At 72.3% G+C, this 16,581-nt stretch carries 14 protein-coding genes; 5 read left to right on the top strand and 9 right to left on the bottom strand.

Features of this window, described 5'->3' with window-relative positions; all coding sequences use genetic code 11:
* The first annotated feature begins 63 nt into the window (after nt 1–63).
* On the top strand, nt 64–750 hold the full coding sequence (locus ACFRIC_RS13905; protein ID WP_382784143.1) for a M23 family metallopeptidase: 687 nt from the start codon (nt 64–66) through the stop codon (nt 748–750).
* A gap of 52 nt (nt 751–802) precedes the next feature.
* Here the strand turns inward: ACFRIC_RS13905 and ACFRIC_RS13910 are convergent, their stop codons facing one another.
* The gene (locus tag ACFRIC_RS13910; RefSeq protein WP_382784146.1) at nt 803–1,396 is read right to left on the bottom strand and encodes a TetR/AcrR family transcriptional regulator; all 594 of its coding nucleotides are present in this window, start codon (nt 1,394–1,396) and stop codon (nt 803–805) included.
* Between the two features lie 172 nt (nt 1,397–1,568).
* Here ACFRIC_RS13910 and ACFRIC_RS13915 point away from each other — a divergent pair, with 172 nt between their 5' ends.
* Nucleotides 1,569–3,182, top strand: coding sequence for an MDR family MFS transporter (locus ACFRIC_RS13915; RefSeq protein WP_382784148.1), 1,614 nt, complete (start codon nt 1,569–1,571; stop codon nt 3,180–3,182).
* 167 nt (nt 3,183–3,349) lie between these two features.
* Here the strand turns inward: ACFRIC_RS13915 and cseC are convergent, their stop codons facing one another.
* From cseC to ACFRIC_RS13940, 5 genes are all read right to left on the bottom strand, one after another.
* A complete protein-coding gene (gene cseC / locus ACFRIC_RS13920) occupies nt 3,350–4,888 on the bottom strand; it encodes a two-component system sensor histidine kinase CseC (protein WP_382784151.1) in 1,539 nt (512 codons plus the stop codon).
* A 7-nt stretch (nt 4,889–4,895) separates the two neighbouring features.
* Nucleotides 4,896–5,600, bottom strand: a complete 705-nt coding sequence (gene cseB / locus ACFRIC_RS13925) for a two-component system response regulator CseB (protein WP_382784154.1) — start codon at nt 5,598–5,600, stop codon at nt 4,896–4,898.
* Nucleotides 5,601–5,617: 17 nt separating this feature from the next.
* A complete protein-coding gene (locus ACFRIC_RS13930) occupies nt 5,618–6,268 on the bottom strand; it encodes a hypothetical protein (protein WP_382784157.1) in 651 nt (216 codons plus the stop codon).
* Nucleotides 6,256–6,795 (bottom strand): SigE family RNA polymerase sigma factor, encoded by a 540-nt coding sequence (locus tag ACFRIC_RS13935; RefSeq protein ID WP_355766061.1) that lies wholly within the window; start codon nt 6,793–6,795, stop codon nt 6,256–6,258. The genes ACFRIC_RS13930 and ACFRIC_RS13935 overlap by 13 nt, the downstream gene beginning before the upstream one ends.
* A 247-nt stretch (nt 6,796–7,042) precedes the next feature.
* Nucleotides 7,043–7,960 (bottom strand): A/G-specific adenine glycosylase, encoded by a 918-nt coding sequence (locus ACFRIC_RS13940; protein WP_382784161.1) that lies wholly within the window; start codon nt 7,958–7,960, stop codon nt 7,043–7,045.
* A gap of 192 nt (nt 7,961–8,152) precedes the next feature.
* Here ACFRIC_RS13940 and ACFRIC_RS13945 point away from each other — a divergent pair, with 192 nt between their 5' ends.
* Nucleotides 8,153–8,992 (top strand): hypothetical protein, encoded by an 840-nt coding sequence (locus ACFRIC_RS13945; RefSeq protein WP_382784164.1) that lies wholly within the window; start codon nt 8,153–8,155, stop codon nt 8,990–8,992.
* Between the two features lie 213 nt (nt 8,993–9,205).
* Here the strand turns inward: ACFRIC_RS13945 and disA are convergent, their stop codons facing one another.
* The gene (gene disA, locus ACFRIC_RS13950; protein ID WP_103552408.1) at nt 9,206–10,330 is read right to left on the bottom strand and encodes a DNA integrity scanning diadenylate cyclase DisA; all 1,125 of its coding nucleotides are present in this window, start codon (nt 10,328–10,330) and stop codon (nt 9,206–9,208) included.
* A 68-nt stretch (nt 10,331–10,398) separates the two neighbouring features.
* A complete protein-coding gene (radA, locus tag ACFRIC_RS13955) occupies nt 10,399–11,808 on the bottom strand; it encodes a DNA repair protein RadA (RefSeq protein WP_382784168.1) in 1,410 nt (469 codons plus the stop codon).
* 456 nt (nt 11,809–12,264) lie between these two features.
* Here radA and ACFRIC_RS13960 point away from each other — a divergent pair, with 456 nt between their 5' ends.
* Nucleotides 12,265–14,064 (top strand): hypothetical protein, encoded by a 1,800-nt coding sequence (locus ACFRIC_RS13960; protein WP_382784171.1) that lies wholly within the window; start codon nt 12,265–12,267, stop codon nt 14,062–14,064.
* A gap of 33 nt (nt 14,065–14,097) precedes the next feature.
* On the opposite strand, the gene ACFRIC_RS13965 is transcribed toward ACFRIC_RS13960, so the two are convergent.
* Complete coding sequence (locus ACFRIC_RS13965) at nt 14,098–14,934, bottom strand: hypothetical protein (RefSeq protein ID WP_382784175.1); 837 nt, start codon at nt 14,932–14,934, stop codon at nt 14,098–14,100.
* Nucleotides 14,935–15,059: 125 nt separating this feature from the next.
* Between ACFRIC_RS13965 and ACFRIC_RS13970 the strand changes: the two genes are divergently transcribed.
* Nucleotides 15,060–15,992, top strand: a complete 933-nt coding sequence (locus tag ACFRIC_RS13970) for a Ppx/GppA family phosphatase (RefSeq protein WP_382784178.1) — start codon at nt 15,060–15,062, stop codon at nt 15,990–15,992.
* Nucleotides 15,993–16,581: the final 589 nt, after the last annotated feature.

The raw sequence follows: 16,581 nt of genomic DNA on the forward strand, positions 1-16,581 counted from the left end.
CGGCAGCGAGCAGTCCGCCGGAGTTGTTGTTCAGTCCCTTGTCCCCGTCTCCACGAGGTTTTCATGTCGAAGCGCGTCACGTCCCGCAAGTCCCTTATGTCCCTGGCTCGCACTCGGACGGCTGTTCTGGCCGTCGGCCTGGGCGCCTCGGTCGTACTGGGCGCAGGGGTCGCGACCGCCGCCGAAGCGGGCGTCAGCAGCAGCGCCACCGTCACCGCGGCCAACGCCGTCCACACCCAGGCCGCCGCTCAGGCCAAGGCCGCCGCCGCGAAGAAGGCCGCCGTCACCAAGGCCGCCGTCGCGAAGAAGGCCGCCGCGAAGAAGAAGGCCGCCTCCTGGGTCGACCCGGTCGCGAAGTACTCCCTGTCCGCCAGCTTCAACCAGGCCGGCGGCATGTGGGCCCACAAGCACTCCGGCCAGGACTTCGCCGTGCCGCAGGGCACCAACGTCATGGCCGCCCACGGCGGCACCGTCGTCAAGGCGGGCCCCAACGGCGCCGGTGACGGTCCGGCGTACGGCAACGCCATCGTCATCAAGCACGCCAACGGTACGTACTCGCAGTACGCCCACCTGTCGCGCATCGACGTGCGCATCGGCCAGGTCGTCTCCACCGGCCAGCACATAGCCCTGTCCGGCAACACCGGTAACTCCAGCGGCCCGCACCTGCACTTCGAGATCCGTACGACCCCGAACTACGGTTCCGCGATCAACCCCGTGGCGTTCCTGCACACCATGGGCGTCAAGGTCTGACCCGCCTGACGGGCGCCGGGTCGTCCCGGCGCCAGGGCCTGTCCGACAGGCCCTAGGAGGCCCCGCCCCCGTGGGCCTGTGTCACCAGATCGATAGCGACCTCCAGGACCGCCTTGCGCTTGTCCTCGGGGTCGCCTTCGACTTCCTTGAGCACGAACATCCCGGCGTGCATCGTGAAGAGCGCGCTGATGCAGCGGACCTGGTCGGTCAGCGGAGCCTCGGGCTCCTTGATGATCTCCAGCATGCTGATCATGCGGTCCTTGAAGGTCTCGCCGATGCTCAGCTCGCGTACCGTCGCCTGGTTCTCCTGCATGAAGCGGAACAGCGGGGACGCGCCGCCGAGGGCCTCGCTGTAGCGGCGCAGCACCTCCTGCTTGGTCTCCAGGCTGTGCGGCTGCTGCCTGCCCCATTCGATCAGCTCGTCGAGCGGCCGCGTCAGATCCTGGAAGATACTGATCAGGATCTCTTCCTTGGTCTTGAAGTGGTAGTAGAGCGCTGCCTTCGTGACGTCCAGGTGCTCGGCGATCTCGCGCAGCGAGGTCTTCTCGTAGCCGTGCTCGGAGAAGAGTTCGAGGGCTACGTCCTGGATGCGCTGCCGGGTGTCGCCTCGGCGCTGCCGCTTGATGCCGTCCATGGTGCCGCCCATCCTCGTCTCCCTCGCCCTGCTTGGAAACTTACCTGTCGACCGGCAGGTAAAACTAGTCCAACTTACTTGACGCCCGGCTAGTTAGAGGGCTATTTTCCCGGATGTGATGAGCTTGCCGGTCGGCAAGTAAGTAGCCGGACCGACGGCGGAAGTACTCAGGGGAGTGGGAACGATGGCGGACATGACGAAGGCGGCCGAACCGGCCGACGAGCAGACCGGGAAACCGGCCGAGGGCGAGAAGCAACAGCGCAGCGTGCGCGTGGTGCTGCTCGCGCTGATGCTCACCATGATGCTGGCGATGCTCGACAACATGATCGTCGGCACGGCCATGCCGACCATCGTGGGCGAGCTCGGCGGACTCGAACACCTCTCCTGGGTCGTGACGGCGTACACCCTCGCCACCGCGGCCTCCACCCCGATCTGGGGCAAGCTCGGCGACATGTACGGCCGCAAGGGCTCCTTCATGACGTCGATCGTGATCTTCCTGATCGGCTCCGCGCTGAGCGGCATGGCCCAGAACATGGGCGAGCTGATCGGCTTCCGGGCCATCCAGGGTCTCGGCGCCGGCGGTCTCATGGTCGGTGTCATGGCGATCATCGGCGACCTGATCCCGCCCCGTGAGCGCGGCAAGTACCAGGGCATGATGGCCGGCATCATGGCGCTGGCGATGATCGGCGGTCCGCTGATCGGCGGCACGATCACCGACAACTGGGGCTGGCGCTGGTCCTTCTACATCAACCTGCCGCTCGGCGCGGTCGCGCTCGCCGCGATCAGCATCGTCCTGCACCTGCCGAAGAAGCGGTCCGAGACGCGCATCGACTACCTCGGCGCCGCGCTGCTCACCATCGGCATCACCTCCATCGTCCTCGTCACCACCTGGGGCGGCACGGAGTACGCCTGGTCGTCCGCGCGGATCATGGAGCTCATCGGCCTCGGCGTCGCCGCACTGGTCGGGTTCGTCTTCTGGCAGACCAAGGCCGCCGAGCCGATCGTGCCGCTGCACATCTTCCGCAGCCGCAACTTCACCCTGATGTCGATCATCGGTTTCGTCACCGGCTTCGCCATGTTCGGCGCCACGCTGTTCCTGCCGCTGTACCAGCAGGCGGTGCAGGGCGCGTCCGCGACCAACTCCGGTCTGCTCCTGCTGCCCATGCTCGGCGCGATGCTCGTGACGTCGATGGTCGCCGGCCGGGTCACCACCGCCACCGGCCGCTACAAGATCTTCCCCGTCATCGGCGGTGTGCTGATGGTGATCGGCCTCTACCTGCTGTCGACGATGGACACGGACACCACCCGTTTCATGTCCGGCGTCGACATGGCCGTCCTTGGCCTGGGCATGGGCTGCCTGATGCAGGTCACCATGCTGGTCGCGCAGAACAGCGTGGAGATGAAGGACATGGGCGTCGCGTCCTCCTCCACCACCCTGTTCCGTACGCTCGGCTCGTCGTTCGGTGTCGCCGTCATGGGCGCGCTGTTCAACCACCGCGTGCAGGACGTCATGGCCGCGAAGGCCGGCGCCCTGGGCTCGAAGATCACCGAGCAGTCGGCACAGCTCGACGCGGCGAGCCTGGCGAAGCTGCCGGCTCCGGTCCGCGAGGCCTACCAGCACGCGGTGTCGGCCGGTACGCACTCGGCCTTCCTGCTGGGCGCGGCGGTCGCCGTGATCGTGATGGTCTCGTCGGTGTTCGTCAAGGAGGTCGCCCTCAAGGGGGCGGGCGCGCCCAAGCCCGGCGAGGGCGGCACGCCGGAGGACGCACCCCAGGTCCAGCTCGCCGAGCCGGTCTGACCTGAACGCGGGGCCGACCCTCCCGGCTCCTGAACTCCTCACACCGAAGGCCCCCGGCGCTGTCCGCCCCGGGGGCCTTCTCCCGTGCCCGGCGAGGGGCGTCCGGGCAGGGTCGTCCGCCGAGTCGCGGCAGGCCGAGGCCGCGGCAGGCCGTCCGGCCGCGACGCCTACTTCCCGGACATCGGCAGCACCGGATAGCTCCCGGTGCTCGTCGGCGCGTGCTCCGGCAGCCACAGCACCGCGACGGCACCCTCCGCGGGCACACCCTCCGGAGCCCCGGCGGGCCGTACATTGCGGAACGTCAGCCGCGCACCGAGCACCCGGGCCTGGCCCGCGGCGATGGTGAGCCCCAGCCCATGGCCGTCGCCCGCCCGGTCGGTACTGCCGGTACGGAACCGGCTCGGCCCCTCGGCCAGGAGCTTCTCGGGGAAACCCGGGCCGTGGTCGCGGACGCGGATGACCCGCCCCTCTACCGTGACCTCGATCGGCGGCCTGCCGTGCCGGGCCGCGTTCGCCAGCAGATTGAGCAGGACACGCTCCAGCCGGCGCGGGTCCGTCGTGACCTCCGACTCGTGCACCACCCGCACCTCGACATCCGCCCCCTTGGCGGCCATCCGCCGGGCCACGAACTCGCCGAGCAGGATGTCCTGCAGCTCGGCCCGCTCGGAGGCCCCGTCGAGCCGGGCGACCTCCAGGACGTCCTCGACGAGCGTACGCATGGCCTGCGCGCGGTCCCGTACGAGCTCGGTGGGCCGCCCGGGCGGCAGCAGCTCGGCCGCCGTGAGCAGCCCGGTCACCGGAGTGCGCAGTTCATGGGCGATGTCGGCGGTCACCCGGCGCTCGGCCTCCAGACGCTGCTGGAGCGCGTCGGCCATGGCGTCCACCGCCCGCGCCAGATCATCGGTCTCGTCGAGCACGACACCGCCGATCGCGTCCCGCACCCGGACGTCCGGCTCACCCTTGGCGACCCGGTTCGCCGCGGCCGCCGCCTTGCGCAGCCGGCGCGAGAGCTGCCCGCCGATCAGCACGCCCAGCGCGCTGCCGCCGAGGACGACCGCGATCGAGCCGATGATCAGCGCCTGGTCGAGGTCCTTCATCACGTCCGCGTTGCGGTCCGTGAAGCGCTCGTGCCAGGACAGCACCTGGCCGTTCCTGAGCGGGACCGCGGCCCAGATGTCCGGCACGCCGTTCGAGCTGTCCGAGACGTAGGTCGCCCGCCGCCCCTCCGAGACCTTCGCCAGCAGATCCGCCGGAATCGCGGCATCGTCTATCTTGGCGCCGAACGGCGGCGGCCGGCCCGGCCCGTACATGCGCTCGGCGAGCTGGATGCGCTCATCCGCGAGGTCGCGCGAGTTGTCCAGCATCGAGACGCGGGCCGCGTTGTGCACGACCAGGCTCAGCGCGACCGCGACCAGCGCGCCGACCAGGGCGATCGCCGTGCTGAGCTTCCAGCGGATGCCCGTACGGATGCTCGTACCCGAATCCGCGCACCGGTCGATCCCTATGCCGATGCCCCGGCCACCCGCCCTGCCCCGTCCCCGGCGCCCACCGGTGCCCCCGCCGAGGACCTCGCCCCCGCCGGCACCCGCTCCCTCGCGCCAACCCGTGCCCACGCCACCCCCCGCTTCCGTACGCCCGCCCGGAACCGGAACCCGCCCAGCGGCCGAGGGCCGCCCCGGAGCGGAACGCTGAAACATCCCCCGCATGCCGTGCTCAGGCCTTCAACTTGTAGCCGAAGCCGCGGACCGTCTCGATACGGTCCTGGCCGATCTTCGTCCGCAGCCGCTGCACATGGACGTCGACCACCCGGGTGTCCCCGCCCCAGCCGTAGTCCCACACCCGCTCCAGCAGCTTGTCGCGGCTCAGCACCGTCCCCGGCGCGGACGAGAACTCCAGGAGCAGCCGCATCTCGGTGGGCGTCAGCGCCACCGGCGTACCGCCCCGGGTCACCTCCATGCCCTCGGTGTCGACCTCCAGCTCACCGAAGACGAGCACCCCGCCCTCCACCGGCGCCCCGTCGGCCGCAGCGCCCGCGCCGCCGCTCGCGTGCCCGAACCGCCGCAGCACCGCCCGGATCCGGGCGACCAGCACGGCGCCGTCGAAGGGCTTGGTCACGTAGTCGTCGGCGCCGGCCTCCAGGCCGAGCACGACGTCGATCGAGTCGGCGCGCGCGGACAGCATGATGACCGGCACGGTCGACTCGTCGCGGATACGACGGCACAGCGACACACCGTCGAGCCCGGGGACCATCACGTCCAGCAGGGCGATGTCGGGACGGTCGGCGCGGAACGCCTCCAGGCCCGAGAGCCCGTCGGGCATGGCCGTGACCGCGAAGCCGTCGCGCTCCAGGGCGAGTTGTGTGGCCTCGCGGATGACGTCGTCGTCCTCGACGAACAGGACGTGGGTCTGCTCTGCCATCCGGCTGCTCCGCGTTCTCAGTTCGCGTCCGGGGCGGGCGAACCGGAGCCGCCCACCGCGTTGCTGTAGTCGTTGTGGATCCTGGACTGCTCGACGAAGCGTGTCGAGGTCCAGCGGTAGGTGATCACTTCTTCGCTCGACGGGTACGACACCGGGTCGCCCTTCTCGTAGAGCTGCTGGGTGACCACGAGATCACCCCGGTCGATCTCGGCGTAGACCGGAGGCTCCTCCGCCTTGAAGACGTTCTCGTACCGGCCGTTCTCCTCGCGATAGACGTAACTGCCGACACCCACGGCGTCGGCACAGGTCATCACGTTGATCACGATGTCGTTCGAGGCCCCGCCGGTCAGGTCGCCGTACGACACGTCGACCGGGTACTCGTCGGCGACGCACGGCTTCAGATCACGCTTGACCGCCGCGCTGACCACCGGGTCGTTCTTGACGAGCTTGACCGCGTCCACACGCTGGGGGGCCTTGGACGGCGTCCCGGACACGACGGGCTTGATGCTGCCCTTGGCCACCGCGTCGCTGCCCGCCGGGCCCTCGTCGCGGGCACCGGTGCCGCCCGTGGCGCACGCGGTCATGAAAAGGCCGAGGGCGGCGAGCCCGGCCGCCGCCGAACTCCCCGCCTTCAGGGCCGTTCTGGCCCGGGCTCCTAGGCCGCGCAACGCTCCCGCTCCTCACGTTCGAGCGCGCGTGCGTCCAGGTCGCGGCTCTCCAGCTCCTCGCGGAGCCGGGCCAGCGCCCGGTGCAGTGTGCTCTTGACCGTTCCGGCCGACATGCCGAGCGCGGCGGCCGTCTCCTCCGTGGACATCTGCTCCCAGTGTCGCAGCACCACGACACTGCGCTGCTTGGGTGCCAGCACCTTCATGATGTCCATCAGCAGCGCGCGGTCCGCGTGCTGCTCGGTGGCGTCCTCCACGGACGCGTCCGGCAGTTGCTCCGTGGGCACCTCTTCGAGCTTGCGGGCCCGCCACCACTCGGTCCGCGTGTTGATCATCACGCGGCGCAGGTAGGCGTCGGCGAGACGCTTGTCCGCGATGCCCTCCCAGCGGCCGTACGTCCGCACGAGCGCCGTCTGGAGCAGGTCCTGGGCGTCGACCGGGTCGGGGACCAGGCGGCGGGCACTGCGCAGCAGCGCGTCCTGCCGGGTTCGGACGTACTCCTCGAATTCGAGCACCTCGCCCTGCGCCATGATCAACCGCCTCCGTCCCCGTTTCCGACCTGCCCGCTGCCGGTTCTCCGTTGCCTGCGCACCGCCGCCGCCTCTGGTCCGGCGGCACTGCTGCGGTACGGCACTGAAGCTACGGAGGCGTTGTCACGGGGTTGTCCGAGACAGCCTGCGGCCAGCACTCGGCTGTCCGTCGGTTGTGTAACGGCTGTAGGTACGGGGTAAGGGAGGAGGGCTCTTTGCGCCGGTTGATCCGGTTATCGGCTCTGTCTCAGGTGAGGGGCAGCCGATACAGACCGCCGGGGAGCGGTTCGACCAGTCCGTCGGCGACGAGCCCGTCGAGGGCGCGGCCCCGCTGCACCGGCTCGTCCCACACCCGGTCCAGCGCGGTCTGCGGGACCGGCACATGCGCCTCCCGCAGGACGGCCAGCAGCTTGCCGCGCACCTGGCGGTCCGTGCCCGCGTACGTCTGCCCCTTGCGCGGCGGCCCGTCGTGCTCGGGCTTGCCGGCCAGCCGCCAGGCGCACTGCGCGGCGATCGGGCAGCGGTGGCACGTCTCGTTCTTCGCCGTGCAGACCAGCGCGCCGAGCTCCATCGAGGCGGCGGCCCAGCGCGCCGCCGTGCTCTCGCTCTCGGGCAGCAGGGCGCGGGCGAGCCTGCGCTCGGCGGCCGTGGTGGCGTTCGGCGGGTACTGCACCCCGGTGACGGCCCGGGCGAAGACCCTGCGGACGTTCGTGTCCAGGACGGGATGGCGCTGGCCGTACGCGAACGACGCGACCGCCGCCGCCGTGTACTCCCCGATGCCGGGCAGCGCCAGCAACTGCGCGTGATCCGTCGGTACGTCGCCGCCGTGCCGTTCCGTTATGGCCACCGCGGCGCCGTGCAGCCGCAGGGCGCGGCGCGGGTAGCCGAGCCGCCCCCAGGCCCGGACCGCCTCCCCGGGCGCGTCCTTCGCCAGATCGGCGGGGCGGGGCCAGCGCGCCAGCCACTGCTCGTACACGGGCAGGACGCGGTTGACCGGGGTCTGCTGGAGCATGAACTCGCTGACCATCACCGCCCAGGCGCCGGCATCGGGATGCCGCCAGGGCAGATCGCGGGCGTGCTCGTCGAACCAGGCGATGACGGGGGTGTGGAGGTCCTCGCCGGGGGCGTTGCGGATGGGCCCGGTGGGCTTGATGGGTGCAGTCATGGCGATGTCGATCCTGCCATGCGGCGGTGACGATGCGGGGACGACGCCGGGGGCGGGCGGTGGTGAAACACCGCACCCGGTGACCGTCGCGGCGCCGGAACGGATGTCCGCCGGGATGATGATCCGGAAAAGTTGGTGCGGGGGCGGCGGGTGGGGCCTGCGGCGCCCCCGATCTCTCGTACAGTTTGCGCCGTGGGATCTCTGCGCAATCCGGTCGGGCCGCTACCCTCCACCATCTACTGGCGTCGGAGGGCCGTTCTGCTGTCCGTACTAGGGCTGTTGGCGATCCTCACCGTCTGGGTCGTCGGCACCGGAGGCGGTGGCGGCCACAACGGCGCCGGCGGTTCGAACGGCAAGAACCCCGCCTCCTCGATCACGCCGGGTCCCTCCGGTTCGGGCCCCGCGATCAGCCAACACCCGGGCGGCCGCGACGAGTCGAGCGGCGGCGGTGACGGCGGCGCGAGCGGCGGCGACAGCGGCGGGGCGTCCGGCGGCGGGTCCGGTGACGGTTCGGGCGACGGGTCGGGTGACGGCTCGGGCGGATCCGGCGGGAGCGCCGGCGGCGGTTCCGACGACGGATCCAAGAACGGCGGCGAGGCGGCCGACCGGCTCCCGGCCGGTTCCACAGTCCCCAACTGCGCTCCGGCGAACGTCAAGTTGACGCTCAAGAGCGTGCGCAACACCTACGCGCCCGGCGAGCAGCCCGAGATCCAGATCGTCGCCAGGAACAGCTCGGGCAGCGAGTGCAAGGTCGATGTCGGCCCGAAGAGCGCGGTGCTGACGATCACTCAGGCGGGCAGCGACAAGGACATCTGGGCCTCGGACGACTGCCCCAAGGACACCGCCGGCTACCTCCTGCGCGTGCCGGCCGGCGGCCAGGCCGTCCACACGGTGAAGTGGGACCGCAGGCCCGGCGCCCCCGCGTGCGCGACGCCCCCTTCGGGGTCGGCCCCCGCGGGCACCTACCTGGTCGAGGCGAAGGCCCCCGGGCTGGGGAAGGCGCAGACGTCGTTCGTCCTGTCCAAGGACTGAGCACTCCCGCCCGAGGGGAGGGCCCTGACGGGAGGGCCCCCGACGGGAGGGCCCCGACGGGAGCGGGCCCGGCGAGCGTGGGCCCCGACGAGAACGGGCCCCGGTGAACCGGGGCCCCGGATCCCCGGACGACACCGCCGGAGACGACCGCTCCAGGACCTGGAAGCCTCGCTCCAGGGCCTGGAAGCCTCGCTGAAGGATCTGGACGTCGATCTAGACGTACCGCTCCAGGATCGAGGACTCCGCGAGACGGGACAGGCCCTCGCGGACGCTGCGGGCCCGCGCCTCGCCCACGCCGTCGACCGTCTGGAGGTCGTCCACGCTGGCGGCGAGCAGCTTCTGGAGCCCGCCGAAGTGCTCCACGAGCCGGTCGATGATCGCGCCGGGCAGCCGCGGCACCTTGGCGAGGAGACGGAAACCGCGCGGGGAGACCGCGGAGTCGAGCGCCTCGGGGGAGCCGGTGTAACCCAACGCCTTCGCCACCGTGGACAGTTCGAGGAGCTCGGCGTGACTGAGCGCGTCCAGCTCGGACAGCGCCTCGTCGACCGTGCGGGAACGCTTGGCGGTCGGCTCGGGCACGTAGTCCCGGACGACCAGCTCGCGGTCGGGCTCGACGCCGGCGATCAGCTCGTCGAGCTGGAGGGTCAGCAGCCGTCCGTCCGTGCCCAGTTCCACGACGTACTCGGCGATCTCGGTGGCGATGCGGCGCACCATCTCCAGACGCTGGGCGACCGCGGAGACGTCCCGGACCGTGACGAGGTCCTCGATCTCCAGCGCCGACAGCGTCCCCGCGACCTCGTCCAGCCGGAGCTTGTACCGCTCCAGGGTGGCCAGGGCCTGGTTGGCGCGGGAGAGGATCGCGGCCGAGTCCTCCAGCACGCGGCGGTGACCGTCCACGTACAGGGCGATCAGCCGCATCGACTGGGAGACCGAGACGACGGGGAAGCCGACCTGCTTGCTCACCCGGTCCGCGGTGCGGTGCCGGGTGCCCGTCTCCTCCGTCGGGATCGTCGGGTCGGGCACGAGCTGCACGCCCGCCCGGAGGATTTTGGTGATGTCCTTGTCGAGCACGATGCCGCCGTCGAGCTTGCACAGCTCGCGCAGCCGGGTCGCGGTGAACTCGACGTCCAGGACGAATCCGCCCGTGCACATCGCTTCGACGGTCTTGTCGGAGCCGAGCACGATGAGTCCGCCCGTGTTGCCCCGGAGGATCCGCTCCAGCCCGTCGCGCAGTGCCGTGCCGGGTGCCACGGCGCTCAGTGAGGCGCGCATCAGGCCATCGGCACCGGAGCTCCCGCCGGACTTTCCGGGAGCTGCTGCCCGGTCGTTGGCTGCCACTGCACTCCTCCGGTCGCAGGTTTTCGGTCGCCCTCGTTTCGTACGGACGGGCGAGACCAGGGCAAAGTCTACCGGCGCTGCTCCTCGTCCCGTGGGGCCTCTCTGCGACGCGAGCGCGGAAGGACACTCAGAGCCGCGCCGATGTCGGCCACTTCCAGGACCTTCATACCGGCCGGGACCTTGCCGGGATCGGTCGGTACGAGCGCGTGGGTGAAGCCCAGACGGTGGGCTTCGGCCAGCCGCCGCTGGACGCCCGTGACCCGCCTGACCTCGCCCGCGAGCCCCACCTCGCCGATCGCCACGAGGTTCTTGGGGAGAGGCACGTCACTCGCGGCGGACGCCAGCGCCAGCGCGACGGCGAGGTCCGCGGCGGGCTCGGTGAGCTTCACCCCGCCGACCGTCGCCGAGTAGATGTCCCGCTTGCCCAGGGCGCTGATCCGGCCCCGCTGCTCCAGGACGGCGAGCATCATCGAGACGCGGGACGTCTCCAGACCCGAGGTCGTCCGGCGCGGGGAGGGGATCTGGGAGTCCACCGTGAGCGCCTGGACCTCGGCGACCAGCGGACGGCGGCCTTCGAGGGTGACGGTCAGACAGGTGCCCGGGACGGGCTCGGCGCGGCGGGTCAGGAAGAGCCCCGACGGGTCGGCGAGCCCCGTGATGCCTTCGTCGTGCAGCTCGAAACAGCCGACCTCGTCCGTCGTCCCGTAGCGGTTCTTGACCCCTCGGACGAGCCTGAGGCGGGCGTGCCGGTCGCCCTCGAAGGACAGGACGACGTCCACGAGGTGTTCCAGCAGCCGCGGACCGGCGATCGCGCCGTCCTTGGTGACGTGGCCCACGAGCAGGGTGGACATCCCGCGCTCCTTGGAGGCGCGGATGAGCGCGCCCGCCACCTCGCGGACCTGGGCCATGCCGCCGGGCGCGCCGTCGATCTCGGGGGAGGCGACGGTCTGCACGGAGTCCAGGACGAGCAGCGACGGCTTCACCGCATCCAAGTGTCCGAGAACGGCCGACAGATCGGTTTCCGCGGCGAGATAGAGGTGGTCGTCGATCGCCTTGATGCGGTCCGCGCGCAGCCGCACCTGGCTCGCCGACTCCTCGCCCGTCACGTACAGGGTGCGGTGTTCGTCACTCGCCGACTTCGCGGCCACGTCCAGCAGCAGCGTCGACTTGCCGACGCCGGGCTCGCCCGCGACGAGGACGACGGCTCCCGGCACCAGACCCCCGCCCAGGACGCGGTCCAGCTCGGGCACGCCGGTGCTGCGGGCGGTGGCCTGACGGCCGTCGACCTGCCCGATCGGCACCGCGGACGTGGTGACCCGGCCGGGTGCCGTCGTCCGGACGGCGGGCGCGCCGTACTCCTCGACCGTCCCCCATGCCTGGCATTCGGCGCAACGGCCGAGCCATTTGGCCGTCTGCCAGCCGCACTCGGTGCAGCGGTAGGACGGTCGGTCCTTCGCGGTTTTCGTACGGGCAGCCATGACCGAACCGTAGCCGTAGCCACTGACAACCCGGCACGCGCCGGTACGAACCCACCGGGCCCCCGGTTCCGGGGCCCAGCCCTGCCCCTGCGCCCGGTCCCGGCCCCTGCCGCCGTTTCCGGCCCCGGCCCCTGTTCCCGGCCTCTGCCCCTGCTCCGCCCTTGCCCTGCCCCGGTCTCCGCCCCGGCCGCGCCCCCGCCTCCGGCCCCGTCCCGGTGCCGGCTCGCGCGACCCGTGCCGCGAGCCCCCGTGCCCCCGTCCCACCCCCGCGCGACCGGTCCTCGCCCGGGCCCCGCGCCGTCCGATCTGCCATGGACTGCCATCGCCGCCGGTGACGGCCCAGGCCAGGGGTCGGGGGTTCCTGTCCCCTTATGAGGGATCGTTTCACCCGTACGGATTAAATGTGCTCAAGGGGGAGGAAGGGCCCGGCCCCGGGCACCTACGGTCGCACGGGTGATGAGCAGCAGTCCGGAGACCTCCACGCACACCACCGGCGCACACCGGGCGCACGGAGCCGCGCGCAAGCGGACGGCCGTGCCCCGGGGCGCGACCCCCCGCACCCTGGTCCAGCGTCCCCCCGCGCGGTACGAGCCCTATCTGGACGGCCTGTTCACCTACTGCCTGTCCGTGCTGTGCGACCACGACGCGGCGACCGCCGCCCTGGGGGACGCCCTCGCGCTCGCCGAACGGCGCGGCCCGCGCGGCCCCGAGGCCGCGGGCGACCGCAGGGCCTGGCTCTACGCGCTCGCCCGTTGGTCCTGTCTGCGCAAACTCACGGAAGCCCGGCGCAAGCGCCAGGCGGCACACGCCTCCGGGCGGCACACACCCCGCCGGAGCACCCCTCAAGGAGCGGTGGGCGGGGCCCGTGAAGGGGCCGCCCCGGACGCGGCGCACAAGGCCGCCGCCGACCGGCGCGCGGCCGAGGTGCTGAGCGCCGCTCCCGTGCCCGAGGAGGTCCAGGACCACCGCCGCCGCGAACTGTACCTGCTGGCCTGGCCGGAGGCCGCCGGGACCACCCCGGAGCAGCGCGAGGCGCTCGAACTCGCGGTGCGCCACCAGCTCGCCGCCCACGAGGTCGCCGCCGTCCTCGGCATGGACCTGACCGTGGCGCGCGAACTGCTGGCCTCCGCGGCCTGCGAGGTCGAACGCACCCGGGCGGCCCTCGCCGTCGTGGAGACCGGTGCCTGCCCCAGCGTCGCCCGGCTCACCGGCGACAGCAGGCTCGTGCTGAGCACCACCCTGCGCGGCGAACTGGTCCGGCACGTCGACGACTGCCCGCGCTGCCGCCGCACCGCCGAACGCGCGGTCCCCGGCGCCTGGCCCGGCACCAGCGTCACGCCCGCGGCGCTTCCCGTGCTCCAGGCCCCGCAGGCGGCCCTGTGCACCGCGATGGCGCACGCCCCCCGCGCGCGGAGCAGCGCGCCGCGCTTCGACCGGCGCGGCTTTCCGATGGACCCCAAGGACCACGCCGCCCGAAGAGACCGTCTGCGCGCGCGGGCGGTCACGACGACGATCGTCGCCACCGTGGTCGCCGCACCCGTTCTCGCCCTCTGGGCCGCCTACCGCGGCGCGCCCCTGGCCGGCGAGGGCGTGGACGGCCGCCCGGCCAGCACGAGCGAGGCCCAGGACTCCGAGGGCATGGACGGCGGTCGTTCCGGCGGCTACGAGAACGCCGGGAACGCGAGCGCGGGACCCGGCGCCCGCTCCGCCGCGGGCGGCGGGTCCTCGGACGTGTCCGTCGAGGTCGTCAGCGCCCGCGGGACGACCCCGGGACATCTGGCGGTGGCGGCCGCGACCAGCGGCGACACGACCCTGGTCAAGCTGACCGCGTCCGGCAGCTCGCCGGTCCGCTGGTCCGCGCGCACCGGCGCGGCCTGGCTCTACCTCAGCCAGTCCTCGGGAACCCTCGATCCGGGCGAGTCGCTGACGGTCAAGGTGTACGTCGACCACCTCCGCGAACCGGCGGGCCACTGGACCGCGCGGGTGGCGATCGCCCCGGCGGGCGCGGTGGTCACGATCACCGGGTACGGCAAGGCGGGCGCGTCCCATCCCGGCGGGAAACCGGACCCCGCGGCGAGCACCCCGACCCCCTCGGGGCCGGGTTCCACGCCCGCCGCCACCCCCAGCCAGGACCCGTCACCGACTCCGACCGACCCGACACCGACGGACACCGCCACCGACACGTCCTCCCCGGACCCGGGAACCTCCTCGCCGCCGCCGGGCGACGGCGGCGACCCGGGAACGGGCACGCAGTAGCGCCCGCGCCCACGGGGCGTGGCGCCGGGCCGCTCAGTCCACCGGATCCGCGGGGTGCGGGGCCAGCAGCGGGAGCTGCGAGGCCAGCCGCTCCTCGCAGAGCTGCGCCAGGCGGTCGTATCCCGCCTGTCCCATCAGCTCGATCAGCTCCGGACGGTACGAGACGTACACCGGGTCGCCGGCGCCGTGTGCCGAGGTCGCCGACGTGCACCACCAGTGCAGGTCGTGGCCGCCCGGTCCCCAGCCGCGGCGGTCGTATTCGCCGATGGAGACCTGGAGCACCCGGGTGTCGTCGGGCCGGTCGATCCACTCGTACGTGCGCCGTACCGGGAGCTGCCAGCAGACGTCCGGCTTGGTCTCCAGGGGCTCGCGTCCCTCCTTGACGGCCAGGATGTGCAGCGAGCAGCCCGCGCCACCGGAGAAGCCGGGACGGTTCTGGAAGATGCAGGAGCCCTCGTACGGGCGGGTCTGACGTTCGCCGTCCTCGTCCTTGGACACCCAGCCCGTCTCCGTGCCCACGTCGTGGTGCTGCCAGATCTCCGGCGTGAGCCGGGCCACGTGCTCGGCCACCCGCTTCTCGTCGTCCTCGTCGGAGAAGTGCGCGCCCAGCGTGCAGCAGCCGTCGTCGGCACGGCCCGCCTGGATGCCCTGGCAGCCGCTCCCGAAGATGCAGTTCCACCGGGAGGTCAGCCAGGTCAGATCGCACCGGAAGACCTGCTCGTCGTCGGCGGGATCGGGGAACTCCACCCACGCGCGAGCGAAGTCCAGCCCCTTCTCGTCGCTCTTCTCGGGCTTCCTGGACTTGGCGGCCTTCACCTGCGCGGAGCTTGCGGCCGATTTGTCTGACTTCGCCTTTTTCGTCTTTGGCACGCGTCCAGGGTAAGTCGCTTCGGACCGCTCCGGGGACGCTCCCGTGCCCGTCCGCAGGTCACCGTTCGACGTGGGCTTTCGCCCCGCCCCACGTGAACGGCGGTGCTGGCAGTAGCGTTCCGTACATGAGACTCGGTGTCCTCGACGTGGGTTCGAACACGGTGCATCTGCTGGTGGTGGACGCCCACCCCGGCGCCCGGCCGCTTCCCGCGCACTCGCACAAGGCCGATTTGCGGCTCGCCCAACTGCTCGACGAGAACGGCGCGATCGACCCCGAAGGCGTCGACAAGCTGATCGAGACCGTCCAGGACGCCCTGGAGGCCGCCGAGGACAAGGGTGTCGAGGCCCTGCTCCCGTTCGCCACGTCCGCCGTGCGCGAGGCCGGCAACGCCGACGAGGTTCTCGCCCGGGTCAAGGCCGAGACCGACGTCGACCTCCAGGTCCTCACCGGCGCCGAGGAGGCACGGCTCACCTTCCTGGCGGCCCGGCGCTGGTTCGGCTGGTCCGCCGGCAAGCTGCTCGTCCTCGACATCGGGGGCGGCTCGCTGGAGATCGCGTACGGCATGGACGAGGAACCGGACGCGGCCGTGTCGCTGCCGCTCGGCGCCGGCCGGCTCACCGCGGGCTGGCTGCCCACCGACCCCGCGGACCCGGCGGCCGTGCGGGCGCTGCGCCGGCATGTGCGGGCCCAGATCGCGCGGACGGTCGGGGAGTTCAGCCGCTTCGGCGCCCCGGACCACGTGGTCGCCACCTCCAAGACGTTCAAGCAGCTCGCCCGGATGGCCGGTGCCGCCCGCTCCACCGAGGGCCTGTACGTCCAGCGCGAGCTCAAGCGCCGCTCGCTGGAGGACTGGGTCCCGCGCCTCGCCTCCATGACGGCCGACGAACGCGCCGAACTGCCGGGCGTCTCCCCGGGCCGCTCCGGCCAGCTCCTCGCCGGCGCCCTGGTCGCCGAGGCCGCCATGGACCTCTTCGGCGTGGAAACCCTGGAAATCTGCCCCTGGGCCCTGAGAGAGGGCGTCATCCTGCGCCGCCTGGACCAGATGGCATCGGAGTAGAGGGGGAGGGGCGGGGGAGGCGCCGGGACACCAGGCGCCCCGAAAGGGGCGCGGGGAACGGCGCGCCCAGCCCCCAGCAAGGGAAGCCCACCGAGACCCCGGCCCCTACGGCGACGGGCCCCGACCCGCAGCGCCCCTGGGAACGCCCCAGGGTCAGACGGCCCCGAAGGGGCGCGGGGAACGGCGCGCCCAGCCCCCAGCAAGGGAAGCCCGCCCACCGACACAAGCGCCAACGGCGAGAGAGCGCCCCCCCGGAAGGGAAAGCCGCCCCACCATCACAAGCCCCAACGGCGCCAGGGCGGCCCCGGCAGGGAAAGCCGCCCCACCACCACAAGCCCCAACAGCCCCAGAGCGCCCCCCAGAACGCCCGGCAGGGCCGTGGCATCGATCACAGGCGCACCCGGCCCCCAGCCCCCCACACCCACCACCAAGTGCCGACCCCCACCCCCGGCCGGACGCCGGAGCGTCCCAGGCAGGCAGCCCGGAACGCCCCCCGACCGGGGTCCCGGGACACCCCCGCCGGGGCCGGACAGGAGCCCCTCGGCCAAGCTCGCGACCCCCGCCCAACCGCCGGAGGCACCCCGTACGC

This window comes from Streptomyces sp. NPDC056738, assembly GCF_042790435.1.
Classification (GTDB): Bacteria; Actinomycetota; Actinomycetes; order Streptomycetales; family Streptomycetaceae; genus Streptomyces.

Excerpts from the sequence above, each read along its gene's own strand:
- ACFRIC_RS13905 (WP_382784143.1), top strand. The coding sequence starts at position 64 with ATGTCGAAGCGCGTCACGTCCCGCAAGTCCCTTATGTCCCTGGCTCGC.
- ACFRIC_RS13910 (WP_382784146.1), bottom strand. The coding sequence starts at position 1,396 with ATGGGCGGCACCATGGACGGCATCAAGCGGCAGCGCCGAGGCGACACC.
- ACFRIC_RS13915 (WP_382784148.1), top strand. The coding sequence starts at position 1,569 with ATGGCGGACATGACGAAGGCGGCCGAACCGGCCGACGAGCAGACCGGG.
- cseC (WP_382784151.1), bottom strand. The coding sequence starts at position 4,888 with ATGCGGGGGATGTTTCAGCGTTCCGCTCCGGGGCGGCCCTCGGCCGCT.
- cseB (WP_382784154.1), bottom strand. The coding sequence starts at position 5,600 with ATGGCAGAGCAGACCCACGTCCTGTTCGTCGAGGACGACGACGTCATC.
- ACFRIC_RS13935 (WP_355766061.1), bottom strand. The coding sequence starts at position 6,795 with ATGGCGCAGGGCGAGGTGCTCGAATTCGAGGAGTACGTCCGAACCCGG.
- ACFRIC_RS13940 (WP_382784161.1), bottom strand. The coding sequence starts at position 7,960 with ATGACTGCACCCATCAAGCCCACCGGGCCCATCCGCAACGCCCCCGGC.
- radA (WP_382784168.1), bottom strand. The coding sequence starts at position 11,808 with ATGGCTGCCCGTACGAAAACCGCGAAGGACCGACCGTCCTACCGCTGC.
- ACFRIC_RS13960 (WP_382784171.1), top strand. The coding sequence starts at position 12,265 with ATGAGCAGCAGTCCGGAGACCTCCACGCACACCACCGGCGCACACCGG.
- ACFRIC_RS13970 (WP_382784178.1), top strand. The coding sequence starts at position 15,060 with ATGAGACTCGGTGTCCTCGACGTGGGTTCGAACACGGTGCATCTGCTG.